The sequence below is a fragment of the Nitrosomonas sp. Nm51 genome, assembly GCF_900111165.1.
In the GTDB taxonomy this organism is placed as follows: Bacteria; Pseudomonadota; Gammaproteobacteria; order Burkholderiales; family Nitrosomonadaceae; genus Nitrosomonas.
The window spans coordinates 31,655-47,451 of the sequence record NZ_FOGH01000010.1 but is presented as its reverse complement, the minus strand read 5'-3'; the positions used below and the strand labels follow the sequence as shown (position 1 = coordinate 47,451).

Genomic DNA, 15,797 nt, shown 5'->3' with positions numbered 1-15,797 from the left:
TTGTTCAAGCACTTTGAACAAACATTCATCAAAAATCTGCCGCGCATAATTACGCATAACACATGACTGCGCCCCTAGACAAATAATTTATTTCTTTACGATCAACCGTGCTTAACAGATTACATATTGCCACTTACAACATTCACAAAGGGTTCTCCAGTTTTAATCAACGCCTGATTGTGCATAAACAGCGAGACTGTTTGCGCGATCTTAATGCAGATATTGTTTTCCTTCAGGAAGTCGTGGGGCATCACGCCAAACATGCGGCGCGTTTTACAAACTGGCCCGGCGGCAGTCAACATGAATTTTTTGCCGATTCGGTATGGCCGGAGTCGATATACGGAAAAAATGCTGTTTACGAATCAGGACACCACGGAAACGCCATTTTGAGCCGTTATCCGATTGTTTCCTGGGAAAACGAAGATATTTCAGCCCATCGTTTTGAAAGCAGGGGTCTGTTACACTGCGAAATCAGCATACCCCGATGGGCGGAAAATCTGCATTGCATCTGTGTGCATCTGGGATTGTTTAAAAAAGGCAGACACACACAATTAAAAGCTTTAAAAAAACGCATTAAAAAACTCGTTCCTGCATATGCGCCATTGGTTATAGCCGGGGACTTTAACGACTGGCGAGAAATGACTGGTCCAGCAGTAGCGCACGCACTCGATCTCACTGAAGTTTTCGAATTCACTGATGGCAGGGTAGCGCGCAGTTTTCCATCTGCATTGCCGATATTGCGTCTGGACCGCATTTATGTCCGCGGCTTTCATATAGAAAATGCATCCGTGCATCATGGCCGCCCCTGGTCAAAAACATCTGACCATGCCGCATTATCTACCAGCGTCATTCGTAGATGAGCAGCGCAACGAATGTAAGTGGCAACGCTGTCAAGCTGCTTCGCAATGGCACTGATTTTTTTCCGGCCCTGGAACAGGCGATCGACTCCGCGCAGTATGAGATCTATCTTGAAACTTATATTTTTGCAGATGATTTCACAGGGCGCAAAATATCATCTGCACTGATACGCGCTGCTCAACGAGGTGTATCAGTTCATTTACTGATCGACGGATTTGGTTCATATAAACTGCCGGACAGTTTTATTCAAAATATGCTGGATGCCAATGTAAAAGTGCTGATTTACCGGCGTGAAGTGTTTTTTTTCAAGTTGCGCCGTTACCGGTTGCGGCGCATGCACCGGAAGCTCGCAGTGATAGATGCCCGCATAGCTTTCACGGGCGGCATCAATATTATCGATGATTATACGCAACCATTCGAACACGCGCCGCGTTTTGATTATGCTGTTTCAATTGAAGGCCCCCTCCTAAAAGAAATCTATGCAGCGGTACAGCGCTTATGGCGCACTGTCGCCTGGGCGCATTTCAAGAAACGCTGGGTCGGCACAGTAAAACTTTCACCTGCTGATAAACACAAGGGTAATCAGCTCGCCGGTTTTCTGATACGTGACAATCTTCGCCATCGTCACGATATTGAGCGAGAATATTTAAGCGCTATTGGCGCTGCACAAAATGAAATCATTATTGCCAACGCATATTTTCTCCCTGGTCGACACTTCTGCGATGCATTGAATAATGCTGCACGCCGCGGCGTCAATGTCATACTTCTTTTACAGGGAAAGGTCGAATACCGGTTGCAGCACTATGCAACACATGCATTGTATGGCAACCTGCTTGATGCGGGTATTAAAATTTATGAGTATACGCAAGGATATCTGCATGCCAAGGTTGCTGTCATCGATCAATACTGGACAACGATCGGCTCTTCAAATATTGATCCGTTTAGCTTGATGCTCGCGCGCGAAGCCAACGCAGTAGTACGGGATCCCGATTTTGCCAATCAGCTCAGATCGAGCTTGATGCTTGCTGTTTCGGAACATTCCCTGTTAGTTGCACGTACAGCGTGGCGATCAAAATCCTGGTTATACCATGCGGTCAACTGGCTCAGCTATTATGCTATTTACTACGCACAGAGCATTCTGGGTTACGGCCAGAAGCCTATTGAACATCACCTTACTGCATAATTGGATATGGCGCCAGGCAATGAAAAACTGAACCAGAAACAGCTTGTGCAAATATCTGCTGCAGCCCGGTTAATACGCCAGGGCGGTATCATTGCATTCCCGACCGAAACAGTCTATGGACTAGGTGCAGATGCAACCAATACAGCCGCCGTCCAAAAAGTGTATGACATCAAACAACGCCCCACAGACCATCCCTTAATTGTGCATATCGGCCATATTGCGCAATTGAATTACTGGGCACGGGAAATACCCGGGTCTGCGCGGTTGCTGGCCAGGCATTTCTGGCCCGGACCATTAACACTAATTTTGAAACGCAGCCCGCATATTCCAGACTGCGTCACCGGTGGTCGAGATACTGTCGGTATACGGTTGCCCGCGCATCCTGTCGCTTTGAAGCTGCTTGACATAATCGGACCGGACAAGGCAATTGCAGCACCGTCCGCAAATTTATATGGCAAGCTCAGTCCGACTACTGCGGCGCATGTACGTACAACGCTAGGTAACAAAATTGATCTGATACTGGATGGGGGTGCTTGCAGCGTCGGGCTTGAAAGCACGATTATCGGCTTTGATGATGATGCGGTTTTTCTGCTGAGGCCTGGCGGGGTTCCTGTTTCGGCCATTGAATCAGTCTTAAACATGCCGGTCATTTCGCACAAAAACAAAATACCCGCAATACCGGTTCCCGGCGCATTACCTTCACATTACGCACCTACAACACCGCTGCAGCTTTTTCATTTATCGGAACTCGTTCAAACAGCGAAAAAACTCGCAGCACAGAATTTGCACCTGGCGGTGATAACATGGTCCGGGATCGAACCGCCGCAATTCAATACACCACATATTCAGCATATCTGCATGTCTCAAGATCCTGTCCTCTACGGCCAGCATCTTTATGCTGTGCTTCATCAATATGACCAAGCAGGATACGACTATATTTTAATGGAGACGCCATCGGCGCTGCCCGCATGGCTTGCTATAACTGACCGCTTGCAACGCGCAAGCCACACTCATTTATAATTTTTATGGATACAACCAATAACCACACCTCTCTCAAAGCTGTTCTATTTGATGTTGACGGTACGCTGGCCGATACCGAACAAGATGGCCACCGTCCTGCATTCAATGCCGCATTCCAGGAATTTGGACTTTCCTGGCAATGGGATATTCCTCTATACGGAAAATTGTTACAAATAACCGGCGGGAAAGAAAGAATCCGGTTTTATATAGAACAATATGCTACAGAAGCATTGAACAAGGCCGGTCTGGATGAATGGATAGCCAGTCTGCATAAAGCCAAAACCCGCCATTTTAAGAAACTCATGGAACAGGGGGACATTCCCTTGCGTCCAGGTGTCAAGCGTCTGATTCATGAACTTCGCAGTAAAAACATCAAAATTGCTATCGCAACCACGACCACGCCCGAGAATGTCACTTATCTGCTGCAATCGACGTTGGGAAAGGACTCTATGGGTTTATTTGATGTAATTGGTGCCGGCGATATAGTGCCGAAGAAAAAGCCGGCGCCCGATATTTATTACTGGGTTTTGGAAAAATTAAAACTGGCGCCGTCTCAGTGCATTGCAATCGAAGATTCTGAAAATGGACTACTGGCGGCATTGGCGGCTGACTTGCCAACATTAATCACTGTCAATAACTATACCCGTCAACAGAACTTTGATGGCGCCTTGGCCGTACTGTCAGACCTGGGTGAGCCGGAACAAAATTTCACACAAGTCTCAGACAATCCGATTTTTGCTGATAAACATTGGATCGACACCGAAACTTTACAGCAGTTGATCGGAAAATGACGCCGTGGCTGTATGATAGTTTTGCCTGATACTCGAATGAATCATTACTTTGCTATTTGTCTTTCCCGTATTTCATCCAGAGTTTTGCAATCAATGCATAGCGTAGCCGTAGGGCGGGCTTCGAGACGTTTTAATCCAATCTCAACGCCGCAACCTTCACAGTAACCGTAATCTTTGGTGTCGATCTTGGCAATGATTTCGTCTATTTTTTTAATAAGCTTGCGTTCACGATCGCGATTGCGCAATTCAAGCGTCATATCGGATTCCTGGCTTGCACGGTCATTGGGATCCGCGAAAACTGTTGCTTCATCTTGCATTGTATGCACAGCCCTGTCGATATCCTTGCTCAATTCAACTTTCATACCCTCCAGTATCTTACGAAAATGATCAAGCTGTTCGGGGCTCATATAATCTTCGCCTTCTTTTGGTTCGTAAGGCGTTACATTTTTGCTCTGTAGCTCTTGCGGCATCTTAAAGTGCTCCTAATTTTCCTAATTTTTAGTGGGTAAAAATTGAAATACAGACTTTAAATTTAACAAAACATTATACAACAATTTATTTTTTCTCGCGCATTTGCAATTTTGAAATAGCCGCTACGTTCAGCGACTTAATTATATATGCCCAGGGCATATTAAAGCGCATTGATTCAACGCCAAACAACCGCGAAACAACCTGAAACCAGCTAATACGCTACTGCATCCAATAAATACAATGTGTATAGATAGCAGCCATTAGTTGCAATAACCATCAGACGAAATGCCACGCAAAAGTTGCACTCGCATGAATATTAAAGGATAATATACGGCTTAAAAATTAAGCAACCGGACTAAATTTTTTCAATCTTTATTGGCTTATTTATAGCGCAAGGGTGCAAAAACAATGAAAGCAGGAATACATCCCGACTACCAGGAAATAACCGTCACATGCAGTTGTGGCAACGAATTTAAAACGCGCTCAACATTGGGCAAGTCTTTAAACATTGAGGTGTGTTCGGTCTGCCATCCTTTTTATACCGGCAAGCAGAAAATTGTCGATACGGCCGGCCGCGTGGAGAAATTCCGCCAGAAGTACGGCACACAAATCCCAAAACGCAGCAATGCTAACGTCAAAACTTCACCCTGAAATTTCAGCTGCCGATTTCAACTGATTCGAGACATGAGCGCATGCTTTTTAGACTTATCAAGCATAGTTGCGCACACTCAGTTACTTTGGGCACGGTGTTTCAACAGGCTGTTAAAACTATCTGAATTGTTCTGTAGTTACACTGAAAAGACTCGAACCGGTCATATATATCAGGCATAAACGCACACCCGTTGCTAGCTTAATGATTTCGACGAATTGCTGATACCGAGTTAAATTTTGAATTGCTATATTTCAATAAAATATAAAAAACTGTCTTGAGGGATTCATGTCACTGTAATTTTTTTAGCATCCGAACGCCATTGTAGAATGTTGTCACTCTGGATTTATCCAGCATGACGCAGGGCTTGCGAAAACGTTCGCAATAATGTTTCGTTACCCAGAAAGCCTCATGCCTGATACAGTCTATCGGACAAATCACAAGATCGGTCAGCACCAGCAGTCTGTTTAAGCTGGCTAATGGAACATCGTTCCCACCGTGAAAATACAAAAAACTTCCGCCTGCATCCTCAATAATTTGACGGTATGCAGGATACAAATGCATTCGCCCGCCTACACACAACACAGAACGCCCGGAAAAACTGGCATTATGCAACTCCGTAATGAGCGTAGATGCTTTAATAAGCGGCACATGAAATTGCCTGATTCCAGAACGATCAGCTGTTTCTGACTGAATCGTTGATGGCGGAAGAACTGTGTCAGAATGACCGATAAGAGCCCGGACAAAACGAAAAACCGCGTCTAAAGGCGCAACACGGATTGGCGTGATGAATGTTGGCGTGCCTGCGTTGACCGGAAACGGTAACACCAAATCGAAAACCATTTTTTTTATCCGCTTCATAATTAAAACCATCCAAAAAAAGGCTGGCTTGCCTGGGGAGGATCAGGCTGGCTTGCCAAAATGCCGCGGTCAAAGGAGAAAGGTAGACCCCAACGGCAATTCAATGAATAATTGATTATTTGGTCAAAATCAATTTGCCGCTCCGCGTTTGCCGCAGCAAATAGCATTCGCCGTGATGCTGGATATACACAACATTATTGTGTGCAAATAATGAATTACTATCAATCGCCAGATTTTGCGCGGGCATTACTGTAGATACCCGCGCATTTCCGCACTGCATTGCATGTGTCTGTATTTTAACTGAATCAGGCATAACACGATCACAAATAGAAATGAGAATGATTCTTATTATATACATTATTAAATAAAATGCAAACTCGAAGTAAAACTGAATCCAGGCATCAAATACGCATTCAACTATTTTTAGCGCACAATGAGCAAAGAGACGCGCAATCTGTTCAGACCAAGATTGTTGAGTAGCCCTTCCTCGTTTACAGGGATTGCGCGCCAAGCGCGCGCAGCACATAATCCCTGAGGTAGCTATAATTTTGCGATTTCCATATTAGCCAAGCTGACGAAAAGGGATTCCCAGCCATGACAATCCACCGAATCACCATCTTTATCTCTGCGTTTGCCCTTGCGATGTTTACAGTGACTGCAGCACAGGCTGATAGCTGCGATACCATCCAATTTCAACGAGGGCACAACAGCGCAACGGTTAAATCCGTTGTCTCACCGAACGGTATGATTTGCTATGCAATTACAACCGCAGCGGGACAAACAGCCTGTATTGAGATAATAGGAGAAAATGTTATATTTTCAGTTGGCGGCGTAGCTGATGCGCAAGGTAAATATCGATTTACCACCGAAAAGAAAACCTATTCAATTCATATCAGTCAACTGATGAGATCAGTTACAGATCAACCATTTACACTCCACATATCCGTTGAATAAGAATTCGATGCTAGCGCTTGTTCTGCCCGGCAAACAGGACATAACAAGCCAGCAACCCCATCCCTGCAAAAGCGACAAACGACCAGTCTGGAATCGTCAACGACAGAAATTCCCAGTCAACATCGGCACAATCGCCATTGGCTTCAAACATGCCCGGCCACCATTGCGCAAACGGCAATGCATTGAGAAAAGCCTCTTCCGGACTGATACCGCATTCAAACGATTCGGGATAACGAATCAGCCAGGACTGCCGGAAAGCGATTACCGCTCCGGCAATTGCAAAAACCACCATAAAAAAACCGCAAATCCTACGCCCGATTGACCGCGGATTACCCAGAAATGCCAGTAACGCCGTTAACCCAAGCATCCAGTACGCCAGTCGCTGCGCCACGCAAAGCGGACAGGGCAGCAGATTCTCGACATGTTGCAGGTACTGAGCGTAGCTGAGCAATGCTGTACTGGCTAAGAAAATGAATAAAAAGAGCACTCTCATCAGATATAAATATCAATAATAGCGCCAACCATTATTGCGCCATTGATAATGATAGGGATAGTTGGAATACCAAGATCGCTGAAAAATCGGACGCCAACGATTGCTCCACAGATAATACTGTCTTTCGGTGTGTTTAAGATGCGATGCCTCTGCCAGCAGTTCTTCCGACTCCTTATCACCCGCAGCGGCCGCCAACGACAACCATTTTTCCGCTTCACGGAAATCAGGCCCCATTTCTTCGAGACCTGTCAAATATAACCGTCCAAGCGCTTTTTGCGCATCTAGATTACCGCGGTCAGCAGCGCTGCGCATCCAACGTATCGCCTGATAACTGTTACGCTTGATGCCATCACCTCGAAAATACCGCAATGCGAGATCGTAGGCCGCTACCGGATCTTCCTCCGCCATCGCAATCAAAGCCGCCGCCCGGTGTTGCTCGGGCGTCATTTCAGGGTCAGATATGCTTTGATACTGGACCGCTTGTACCGGTCGATCATAACAACCTGATGAATCACATACCCGATCATAGCCCGTATGCGGTTGCGGAATAGCACATGCTGTCAATAAACCCGTAATTGCTGCAGGAACAATCAGTGCAATAAGATTTTTAAATTCCATTTGTCGAAATATTTTTCAGTATTTTACTTAACCTAGTAACAATTATCATACTATAATCAAGGCACAAGAATAAAAATATACAGTTTTATTAATAATAAATGAAAAAAATATTCAGTACTAAGGGGGATATATGTCAATGACGGGTAAGATCAGAGCCAGCATTATGTCAAGCAGAGGCCTGGTACCTTCAATATGCATTCTAGCACTTGCTGGTTGCGCAAACGTCGCACCTGGAACTTACCAGACTGCAGGCACGGGAGCTGCTGCCGGCGGTGCCAGCGTTGGCGCCAATCCGACATTGGAGCGCTGCGATAAAACGCTCGGCACACTTGCCGTAGACGATGGGCGCGCGGCTGACTGGTATGGCCAATTTGGCAGCGCCACCAATATTACAACTATCGAACCGCTTATTCGTCTGGCCGTGCAGCAGTCCAATTGTTTCGTTATCACCTCTATCGGCAACCTAAGAACAGACGGCCGCCTTTCCCGCATCACTGATATCCAGCGCAGTTCAGGTGAATATCGCGCAGGATCAAATCAACAGGCAGGACAGCGCGTGGCAGCCGACTATTATATGGAGCCCAGCATTATTATTGACAATGCCGCGACCGGCCAGGTCGGCGGCGCCATGGCCGGAGTATTAGGTTCTTTTGTACACCCGTCGATTGGGCATCTTGCTGGCGCTATGGAATCAAGAGCTTCCGTGGTCACATTAACATTGTTCGATATTCGTTCAGCGATTCAGATTTCTGCTTCAGAAGGCAGTGCAACAGCAAATAATTTCAGCGCTGCGCTTGGTGCATTCGGTAGCAGAGGCGGAGCAGCTCTAAGCGGTTTTTCCAGAACACCATCCGGCAAGGCAACAGTTGCCGCTTTTATCGACGCTTACAATGGCATGGTACGGGCATTAAAGCACTATGAAGCGCAGGATGTTGAGGGTGGCCTGGGTACCGGCGGCGCCCTTCAAGTAAACTAACCATAAATTTTGAATAGACTGGAAACGCACCAGGAATTATTTTTTTGCGTTTCCAGTCGCTGACGGGCTAAATCACATACTGCGTTGTATCCAAAACGCCTGCCGCTTTAAACCCTGTCCGCCTGATCTTGCATGAATCACAAAGCCCGCAGGCCCGCCCCGCTTCATCTGCCTGATAGCACGAGACCGTCAGACTGTAATCGACGCCGAACGCCATGCCGGTGAGGATGATATCTTTTTTCGGCAGATCAATGAGTGGCGCATGGATGGTCAGTTTGTTGCCTTCGATAGCGGATTTGGTTGCCAGATTGGCCATGGTTTCAAACGCCTGGATATATTCTGGACGGCAATCGGGATAGCCGGAATAGTCAACGGCATTGACGCCGGTGAAAATATCGCGGCAATTCAAAGTTTCCGCCCATGCCAGCGCGAGCGACAGTATGATGGTGTTGCGCGCGGGAACGTAGGTGGCCGGAATACCGGTTGTTTCACCCGCAGCTGGTACGGCGACGGACGAATCGGTCAGCGCCGAACCGCCGAATGCAGACAAATCGACGGTAATAATTTTGTGGTTGGCAACGCCTATCGCACTGGCAACATTCCTGGCTGCATTGAGTTCGGATTCATGCCGCTGGCCGTAGTCGACGCTGAGCGCATAGCAATCAAACTGCCGGTCTTTGGCGATCGCGAGTGTGGTAGCGGAATCGAGACCGCCGGACAGCAATACCACGGCTTTTGCTTTGTTTTTCGTTGAGTCGTTCATGCGCTGTCAACGCCCCGGACCGTCTTCCCAAAGCAGTTTATGCAGCTGGATCTGCATGCGCACAGGCAGCCGGTCGCGCAGAATCCAGTTAGCCAAAGCAGACGCATCAAGTTGGCTGTGTACGGGTGAAAGCAATAGCGGGCAACGCCTGTCCAGATGGTGCGCCTTGATCATTTGGCACGCCCACTGATAGTCTTTCTCGTCACATAATACAAATTTGATTTCATCGTGCGGCGTTAAATAATTGAGATTGCTCCAGCGGTTTTTGTCCATTTCGCCCGACCCGGGGGTTTTAATGTCCATCACTTTACTGACCCGTATATCGACACCGGATAAATCGATGGCGCCACTGGTTTCAAGTGAAACCGAATAGCCCGCATCGCACAACGTATTTAACAACACCAGACAGGCCTTTTGCGCCAGCGGTTCGCCGCCGGTGACGGTTACATACTGCGTTTCATAAGCGGCGACCCGCTGCAAGACGGCGGCAATCGTCATACTTTCACCACCCGTGAACGCATAGGCGGTGTCGCAATAACCGCAGCGCAACGGGCAGCCTGTCAGACGAACGAAAACAGTCGGCAGTCCGCTGCGGCTCGTTTCTCCCTGCAATGAAAAGAAAATTTCACTGATACGCAAGGATATCGCTGTATCGCTTCCTGCTTCTTTTGGGTTTGCTGAAATACTGCCGGTGAAACTCAAATTTAACTGACTATTAGAGCCGGTTCAGCCTTTGCTTGGCTTTTTCAGCGGCATTACTGAACGGATATTGGGCGATCAATTCTTCAAGCGTTTTTCTGGCTGCTTTTCCCTCGGCCAGTTCATTCTGGCTGCTGGCAATATTAAGCAGCGCATCCGGCACTTTCGGGCTGTCGGGATAACGCTCGATCAGATTCTGCTGGGCTTTAATGGCATCCTGAAAATCACGCAGAGCATAATGCGCATTGCCAACCCAGTAGGCCGCACTCGGCGCAAGGCTGGAGTTCGGATATTGATCCAGGAACGCTTCAAACTGTGATTTGGCGCCACGGTAATCACCCTTGCTAAACGACCGGGATGCTGCTTCATAGGATTGTTTCTCTACCGCTCCGGCAGGCTGCAAATCCTGACCCGGTATCGCGCCCATCCATGCTTGTCCGTCTTCATCTGAAATCGTGGACTCCGTTCCTTCAGCTTGAAACGCGGGTTTTTCCGCATCAGCGATACCGGTTTCAGGAATCAAATCGTATGCTTCGGATTCCGGCACCATGCTCAAAGACTGTTCGGATGCGGCAGCTGACGATTGATCATCATCAGGTTTATGATAAGTCGGCAGTGGCGCGTCGGGGTCTTCGATCTGCCGTAAACGGCTGTCCAGATCAATGTAAAAATCCTTTTGCCGTTTTTGCAAAGACGCGTTGTCATGATTCAGTACTTCAATCTGACCGCGCAGCCGTCCAAGCTCCATTTCAAGCGTTTCAACCTGGGTGTAAAGCTCCAGCAGCGCCTGGCTCTCCAGCACCGTCTCCATCTCGGTAATGCGCGCCTCCATTTTCTCCACTTGTTGACGCAAAACGCCGATTTCTTCCCGCGCCTTGTCATCACCGAACAATCCAGCGTAACTCGCATTGCTGAACGTCAGCAATAAAAAACAGAAAACGCGCATTCGCATTGTTTATTCACCTCGATAAAGAATGTCCGTTCGGCGGTTTTCACTCCATGCCGACTCATCACTGCCATCAGCGCGGGGCTTTTCTTCACCTAAACTGACAGATTCAATTTGCGAAGTCCGTGCTCCCGACAAGGTCATGATGTTTTTGACCCCATCCGCGCGACGCTGTCCCAGTGCGAGATTGTATTCCCGGCTGCCGCGATCATCCGTATTACCTTGCAGAATCACCTGGGCGTTAGGGTTGTCACGAAGATACTGGGCATGTGCAATGACCAGCGGCCGGTATTCATTTTTGACAGTATAGCTGTCAAAATCATAGTACACGCTACGCTGCGACAAAATACTGTTCGGATCGTTGAGTGGATGAAACCCCGATCTATCCGAACCCAGCGCATTGCCATCTGCACCGTAACTGCTGCTATCTGCACCCATTGACCGGTCTTCTACATCAGTTGGCTGCGTCGTCTGGCTGGCACATGCTGACAATAAGCTTATGATCAAAACACCTGCTGTTTTCTTCATTTACCGCTCCTTTAATAACAAACAAAATCGTACTTAATCATTTTTGCTTTAGCAACGGCCCCCATGCCGGTTCACGAATATCGCCCGTCTGTACTGACAAATGCTGCCTCGTCTGACCATCTCTAGAGATGGCGGATAATATACCATGCCCCCCAGTTTCTGTGGCGTACAAAATCATCCTGTCATTCGGCGCAAAACTGGGAGATTCGTCAAACTGGGAATTGGTCAGAATCTGCACCTGACGTGTTGCAAGATCCTGTACCGCAACATTAAACCGGCCATTATGCCGGTGGATAAATGCAAAACCTTTTCCGTCGTGACTGAAAGCCGGACTGACGTTATAGCCGCCTTCGAATGTCAGCCGTTCCGCCGATGTCAATTCGGTTGCACCGGCAGGTATCCGGTAAATCTGCGGACTGCCGCCGCGATCGGATGTAAAAATGATATGGCGCCCATCTGGCGAAAAACTAGGCTCAGTGTCAATACCCGAACTACGGGTCAGCCGCTGTAATCCGCTGCCATCCGCATTGATCAGATACAGTTGCGAACCGCCATGCAGTGACAGTACCACCGCGAGTTTTTTACCATCGGGCGACCAGGCCGGCGCACTGTTGCTGCCGGCAAAATTGGCGATTGCCTTGCGCTCCCGTGTTGCCAGTGTTTGCACATAAACCACCGGTTTTTTATTTTCGAACGACACATAAGCAATCTTGCTGCCGTCGGGCGACCAGGCCGGTGAAATGATCGGCTCGTTATATTCGATGATCGAATGCGCATTGTAACCGTCCGAATCGGCAACCTGCAGCGCATACTTATTTCCCTGCTTCAAAACATAAGCGATACGGGTACTGAATACGCCGACTTCACCCGTCAGCGCTTCATAGATTATATCGGCGATACGGTGCGCGGCTGCGCGCAGCTGCGCGACAGGCACGATGGTTGCAAAGCCCGTCAGCTGCGCCTGCCGTGCAACATCCAGCAAACGGAACTGCAGTTCCACCTGGCCGCCGGGCATGAGAATCGTACGTCCGATCACCAGCGCACTGGCGCCCCGATCCGCCCAGTCGCCGTAGACGACTTCTGCCGGCGCGTAAGGCGTTTGACCGGCCGGATCAATCAACCGGAACAGGCCACTGCGTTGAAGATCGGCGGACATGACATCAGTCACGCGTTGCGGCAGTCCGCCTTCATCAGCGAAAGGAACGATCGCAATCGGAATGCGCTCCGTTCCGCCGCCAAAAATCTCAATATTCAGTCTGGCCTGAAGCGGTGCGCAGAACAGCAGCCATAAGAAAAGCCAGAAGCCGTAAAATACAATGCGAGTATGCGTTGACATAAATATAAAGCGCCAATTGTTCAAAAAGGAACATGGATTATAACAATCATTCCAAATAATGCACGGTCACATGCAAGTTGCGAAATTCATTAAACAATGCCGGATCGGGCGGCAGCGGCAGCGGTTTGGATAACAGTATGGCGCGCTCCACGGCGCTGTCGAAAGCTGGATAACCGCTGCTTTTGCGCAGCCGGACATCGAGAATATCGCCCCCGGGCAGTAACGTCACATCGAATTCGGTCGCCGGATTACCAGGCAGATTTGGCGGCATGACAATTCTGCTTTTGATTTTAGCCAGAATCATCGCTTGGTACTTGCTGATTTCGCCGGCCACTTGCGCACGCGCTGCCGCCTGCCGCGCTTCGAGCCTGGCCTTCTCTTCCTGCTCGTGCTTTTGCTGTGCCGCCGTTTCGCGCTTCTGTTGATCTTCTTGCGCGCGTTTGTTCTGCGCGTCCAGTTCCCGTTTTTTTTGTTCTTCTCGTTCGCGCAGCAACCGTTCTGCTTCCGCTTTTTTTCTGGTTTCCTGTTCCTGTGCTTTTTTCTTTTGCACTTCCAAATCCGGTTGCGGGTCTTTCTGAGCCGGTTTCGGTTTTTCAGCTTTTTCCTTGATTTCGATTTCAGGTTTTTTAGGTGGTGACGGTGAAGCCTGAGCAGGCACGGGCTTCAATGAATGCGGTTTGGTTTCAGCTATTGGCTTCGAATCAGGTTTTGTTTCCGGGGCAGGTTTGGTTTGCCGCTCAGGCTGCGCGGACGAAGCTGTTTTTTTAATCGCCGACTGTGGTACAGGCTGGGGCAAATCCTGCCAAATATCAACAATCATACTTTCGGGGTGCTCATCCTTCCAGTTAAAACCGGAAATCAGCACCGCAATAAATACGATATGCACCAGCAACGCCAAGACACCGGCCAGCAACGAACGCGGCTCTTTTGCAGGGGCATTGTATCTTCTGTCTGCAGCTACCATGTTTGACTCAATCAATGCCACAGCGTTAGGTTAATTGAAATCCGGTTATCTGGGTTGCGCCAGCAGGCCCACTCTTTGAACCTGATGCCGCTGCAGGATATCCATGACGTTTATGACTTCTTCATAACGCACATTTTTGTCGGCCGCAATCACAACAGGCTGTTTCGCATTTTGCTTCTGCTTGTGTTTGATTGCATCAATCAATTGCTGATGCGTTACAAACTTTTCAAGATCGGTTTGCGCGCGATCTCGCAATGCAAGGCTGTTGTCCGCCTTGATGATGACTTCCAGCGGCGCGGACGGTGCCGCGGATGACTTTCCGATCTCAGGCAATTCGATCTGCCCGGGATTGATCATCGGCGCAGTAATCATAAAAATAATCAGCAGCACCAGCATCACATCGATATACGGCACAACGTTGATTTCGTTTTTTAGTGGGCGCTTAGCGCGACGAGCCATGATGTCTGTCACTCCTGGCTGGTCGGCGCTCTGCGTTGCAGAACGTTGGATAATTCTTCCATGAAACTTTCAAACCGCGTTGCCAGTTTTTCGGTATCGCTGACATAGCGGTTATACGCGATCACGGCAGGTATGGCTGCAAAAAGGCCCATTGCCGTTGCAATCAGAGCTTCCGCAATCCCGGGGGCAACGTGCGCAATAGTTGCCTGGGAAATATTGGACAAACTGCGAAACGAATTCATAATGCCCCAGACCGTGCCCAGCAATCCGATATAAGGACTGACCGAGCCTACCGTAGCCAGGAAAGGCAAGTGAGATTCGAGTCTGTCCATTTCACGCTGATACGTTGCCTGCATAGCGCGCCGTATGCTGTCCATCATCATATCGATATTCGCGCCGGGTTTGTGTTTACTGAATTCACCGAAACCTGCAACGAAAATACGCTCCATACTGCTCGAGGTATAACGCGAACTGATAGCACGCTGATATAACACATTCAAATCCGCGCCACGCCAGAAGTTATCCTCAAACTCATCGCTTTGCTTGACAGCCTCACGCAGCAAAAACCATTTCCGGAAAATGTACCACCACGACACAAGCGACGCCAGTAACAGCACCAGCATAACCAGCTGCACAAAGACACTGGCACTGCTGATCAAATGAAAAAGCGATAAATCCTGAGTAACTGCAGCGTTCATTTTGTAGTCTCGATCTTTTTTCTTAGAGGAACGGGGATACTAACGGGTTTAAGGCTTTCTGTACTTACGCATACAGCATGAACCGTCGCGTTCACTAACCGGCTCTGGTTGCATAAAACTTCCTGCGCCAGCGTAATACGGCTTCGGCCCAAATCGACAGCATCGACGGTGATATGCAACAAATCGTCCAGTATCGCGGGTTTGAAATATTCGATCTCAAGTGAACGTATCATGAATTGCAGCTGATGCGCATCGAGCAGCTCATGCACACCATAGCCTAATAGCCGCAACCATTCGTAACGCGCGCGTTCCAGAAAATGAAGGTGTGTTGCATGATAAACGACACCGCCGGCATCGGTATCCTGGTAATACACCCGAATGGGCAAGGAAAATTTTTGATCGTGCATTATGTATAAAAAAACCTTATTTGAATCCAAAAAAGTCCGACAATTTTATACTGTAAATAACTTGAGAATATGACAAAAATTAATTGAAGTTAAAATTAAAATTTATTTCTTATCAACGTAATT

Annotated in this window: 21 protein-coding genes; 7 read left to right on the top strand and 14 right to left on the bottom strand. The window is 48.2% G+C overall.

What is annotated here, in order from left to right:
• Positions 1–107: 107 nt before the first annotated feature.
• Genes BMY60_RS05650 through BMY60_RS05635 form a run of 4 tightly spaced genes read left to right on the top strand, consistent with a single transcriptional unit; the run spans position 108 to position 3,852 of the window.
• On the top strand, positions 108–860 hold the full coding sequence (locus BMY60_RS05650; RefSeq protein ID WP_090332028.1) for an endonuclease/exonuclease/phosphatase family protein: 753 nt from the start codon (positions 108–110) through the stop codon (positions 858–860).
• Positions 857–2,041, top strand: a complete 1,185-nt coding sequence (clsB, locus tag BMY60_RS05645; protein ID WP_090332026.1) for a cardiolipin synthase ClsB — start codon at positions 857–859, stop codon at positions 2,039–2,041. The genes BMY60_RS05650 and clsB overlap by 4 nt, the downstream gene beginning before the upstream one ends.
• 6 nt (positions 2,042–2,047) lie before the next feature.
• Positions 2,048–3,061 carry an L-threonylcarbamoyladenylate synthase gene (locus tag BMY60_RS05640; RefSeq protein ID WP_090332024.1) on the top strand — a complete coding sequence of 338 codons (1,014 nt, stop codon included), beginning with the start codon at positions 2,048–2,050 and terminating at the stop codon, positions 3,059–3,061.
• A 5-nt stretch (positions 3,062–3,066) separates the two neighbouring features.
• A complete protein-coding gene (locus BMY60_RS05635; protein WP_090332022.1) occupies positions 3,067–3,852 on the top strand; it encodes an HAD family hydrolase in 786 nt (261 codons plus the stop codon).
• Positions 3,853–3,896: 44 nt separating this feature from the next.
• Here BMY60_RS05635 and dksA read toward each other — a convergent pair whose 3' ends face one another.
• Positions 3,897–4,322 carry an RNA polymerase-binding protein DksA gene (gene dksA / locus BMY60_RS05630; RefSeq protein ID WP_090332020.1) on the bottom strand — a complete coding sequence of 142 codons (426 nt, stop codon included), beginning with the start codon at positions 4,320–4,322 and terminating at the stop codon, positions 3,897–3,899.
• A gap of 409 nt (positions 4,323–4,731) precedes the next feature.
• On the opposite strand from dksA, the gene rpmE reads away from it, so the two are divergent.
• Complete coding sequence (gene rpmE / locus BMY60_RS05625; protein ID WP_090332019.1) at positions 4,732–4,974, top strand: 50S ribosomal protein L31; 243 nt, start codon at positions 4,732–4,734, stop codon at positions 4,972–4,974.
• Between the two features lie 289 nt (positions 4,975–5,263).
• Here the strand turns inward: rpmE and BMY60_RS05620 are convergent, their stop codons facing one another.
• Positions 5,264–5,815 carry a DUF2325 domain-containing protein gene (locus tag BMY60_RS05620; protein ID WP_218141632.1) on the bottom strand — a complete coding sequence of 184 codons (552 nt, stop codon included), beginning with the start codon at positions 5,813–5,815 and terminating at the stop codon, positions 5,264–5,266.
• 133 nt (positions 5,816–5,948) lie between these two features.
• Entirely contained in the window at positions 5,949–6,080 is a 132-nt protein-coding gene (gene hemP, locus BMY60_RS05615; RefSeq protein WP_256250709.1) for a hemin uptake protein HemP, read from the bottom strand.
• Positions 6,081–6,427: 347 nt separating this feature from the next.
• Between hemP and BMY60_RS05610 the strand changes: the two genes are divergently transcribed.
• Positions 6,428–6,787, top strand: a complete 360-nt coding sequence (locus BMY60_RS05610) for a hypothetical protein (protein WP_090332014.1) — start codon at positions 6,428–6,430, stop codon at positions 6,785–6,787.
• Positions 6,788–6,797: 10 nt separating this feature from the next.
• Here the strand turns inward: BMY60_RS05610 and BMY60_RS05605 are convergent, their stop codons facing one another.
• On the bottom strand, positions 6,798–7,280 hold the full coding sequence (locus BMY60_RS05605; RefSeq protein ID WP_090332012.1) for a disulfide bond formation protein B: 483 nt from the start codon (positions 7,278–7,280) through the stop codon (positions 6,798–6,800).
• A gap of 12 nt (positions 7,281–7,292) precedes the next feature.
• On the bottom strand, positions 7,293–7,898 hold the full coding sequence (locus BMY60_RS05600) for a tetratricopeptide repeat protein (protein ID WP_090332010.1): 606 nt from the start codon (positions 7,896–7,898) through the stop codon (positions 7,293–7,295).
• Between the two features lie 136 nt (positions 7,899–8,034).
• Here BMY60_RS05600 and BMY60_RS05595 point away from each other — a divergent pair, with 136 nt between their 5' ends.
• Entirely contained in the window at positions 8,035–8,874 is an 840-nt protein-coding gene (locus BMY60_RS05595; RefSeq protein WP_256250706.1) for a hypothetical protein, read from the top strand.
• A gap of 67 nt (positions 8,875–8,941) precedes the next feature.
• Here BMY60_RS05595 and queC read toward each other — a convergent pair whose 3' ends face one another.
• The 9 genes from queC to ybgC are packed head-to-tail and all read right to left on the bottom strand — an operon-like array spanning position 8,942 to position 15,674.
• On the bottom strand, positions 8,942–9,637 hold the full coding sequence (gene queC, locus BMY60_RS05590) for a 7-cyano-7-deazaguanine synthase QueC (RefSeq protein ID WP_090332008.1): 696 nt from the start codon (positions 9,635–9,637) through the stop codon (positions 8,942–8,944).
• A 6-nt stretch (positions 9,638–9,643) separates the two neighbouring features.
• Positions 9,644–10,339, bottom strand: coding sequence for a 7-carboxy-7-deazaguanine synthase QueE (gene queE, locus BMY60_RS05585; protein WP_256250705.1), 696 nt, complete (start codon positions 10,337–10,339; stop codon positions 9,644–9,646).
• Positions 10,340–10,352: 13 nt separating this feature from the next.
• Entirely contained in the window at positions 10,353–11,288 is a 936-nt protein-coding gene (gene ybgF / locus BMY60_RS05580; RefSeq protein WP_090332005.1) for a tol-pal system protein YbgF, read from the bottom strand.
• Between the two features lie 3 nt (positions 11,289–11,291).
• Positions 11,292–11,810, bottom strand: a complete 519-nt coding sequence (gene pal / locus BMY60_RS05575) for a peptidoglycan-associated lipoprotein Pal (protein WP_090332003.1) — start codon at positions 11,808–11,810, stop codon at positions 11,292–11,294.
• A 37-nt stretch (positions 11,811–11,847) separates the two neighbouring features.
• Positions 11,848–13,146, bottom strand: coding sequence for a Tol-Pal system beta propeller repeat protein TolB (gene tolB / locus BMY60_RS05570; protein WP_090332001.1), 1,299 nt, complete (start codon positions 13,144–13,146; stop codon positions 11,848–11,850).
• A 46-nt stretch (positions 13,147–13,192) separates the two neighbouring features.
• The gene (gene tolA / locus BMY60_RS05565; protein WP_090331999.1) at positions 13,193–14,110 is read right to left on the bottom strand and encodes a cell envelope integrity protein TolA; all 918 of its coding nucleotides are present in this window, start codon (positions 14,108–14,110) and stop codon (positions 13,193–13,195) included.
• Between the two features lie 45 nt (positions 14,111–14,155).
• A complete protein-coding gene (gene tolR, locus BMY60_RS05560) occupies positions 14,156–14,569 on the bottom strand; it encodes a protein TolR (protein ID WP_090331997.1) in 414 nt (137 codons plus the stop codon).
• An 8-nt stretch (positions 14,570–14,577) separates the two neighbouring features.
• A complete protein-coding gene (tolQ, locus tag BMY60_RS05555) occupies positions 14,578–15,267 on the bottom strand; it encodes a protein TolQ (protein ID WP_090331995.1) in 690 nt (229 codons plus the stop codon).
• Complete coding sequence (ybgC, locus tag BMY60_RS05550; RefSeq protein ID WP_090331993.1) at positions 15,264–15,674, bottom strand: tol-pal system-associated acyl-CoA thioesterase; 411 nt, start codon at positions 15,672–15,674, stop codon at positions 15,264–15,266. The genes tolQ and ybgC overlap by 4 nt, the downstream gene beginning before the upstream one ends.
• Between the last annotated feature and the right edge of the window lie 123 nt (positions 15,675–15,797).

Coding starts and splice junctions, on each gene's coding strand:
- BMY60_RS05635 (WP_090332022.1), top strand. CDS start 3,067: ATGGATACAACCAATAACCACACCTCTCTCAAAGCTGTTCTATTTGAT.
- BMY60_RS05610 (WP_090332014.1), top strand. CDS start 6,428: ATGACAATCCACCGAATCACCATCTTTATCTCTGCGTTTGCCCTTGCG.
- BMY60_RS05605 (WP_090332012.1), bottom strand. CDS start 7,280: ATGAGAGTGCTCTTTTTATTCATTTTCTTAGCCAGTACAGCATTGCTC.
- BMY60_RS05640 (WP_090332024.1), top strand. CDS start 2,048: ATGGCGCCAGGCAATGAAAAACTGAACCAGAAACAGCTTGTGCAAATA.
- dksA (WP_090332020.1), bottom strand. CDS start 4,322: ATGCCGCAAGAGCTACAGAGCAAAAATGTAACGCCTTACGAACCAAAA.
- BMY60_RS05595 (WP_256250706.1), top strand. CDS start 8,035: ATGACGGGTAAGATCAGAGCCAGCATTATGTCAAGCAGAGGCCTGGTA.
- ybgF (WP_090332005.1), bottom strand. CDS start 11,288: ATGCGAATGCGCGTTTTCTGTTTTTTATTGCTGACGTTCAGCAATGCG.
- hemP (WP_256250709.1), bottom strand. CDS start 6,080: ATGCCCGCGCAAAATCTGGCGATTGATAGTAATTCATTATTTGCACAC.
- tolB (WP_090332001.1), bottom strand. CDS start 13,146: ATGTCAACGCATACTCGCATTGTATTTTACGGCTTCTGGCTTTTCTTA.
- clsB (WP_090332026.1), top strand. CDS start 857: ATGAGCAGCGCAACGAATGTAAGTGGCAACGCTGTCAAGCTGCTTCGC.
- BMY60_RS05600 (WP_090332010.1), bottom strand. CDS start 7,898: ATGGAATTTAAAAATCTTATTGCACTGATTGTTCCTGCAGCAATTACG.
- queC (WP_090332008.1), bottom strand. CDS start 9,637: ATGAACGACTCAACGAAAAACAAAGCAAAAGCCGTGGTATTGCTGTCC.
- BMY60_RS05620 (WP_218141632.1), bottom strand. CDS start 5,815: ATGGTTTTCGATTTGGTGTTACCGTTTCCGGTCAACGCAGGCACGCCA.
- pal (WP_090332003.1), bottom strand. CDS start 11,810: ATGAAGAAAACAGCAGGTGTTTTGATCATAAGCTTATTGTCAGCATGT.
- tolQ (WP_090331995.1), bottom strand. CDS start 15,267: ATGAACGCTGCAGTTACTCAGGATTTATCGCTTTTTCATTTGATCAGC.
- tolA (WP_090331999.1), bottom strand. CDS start 14,110: ATGGTAGCTGCAGACAGAAGATACAATGCCCCTGCAAAAGAGCCGCGT.
- rpmE (WP_090332019.1), top strand. CDS start 4,732: ATGAAAGCAGGAATACATCCCGACTACCAGGAAATAACCGTCACATGC.
- ybgC (WP_090331993.1), bottom strand. CDS start 15,674: ATGCACGATCAAAAATTTTCCTTGCCCATTCGGGTGTATTACCAGGAT.
- tolR (WP_090331997.1), bottom strand. CDS start 14,569: ATGGCTCGTCGCGCTAAGCGCCCACTAAAAAACGAAATCAACGTTGTG.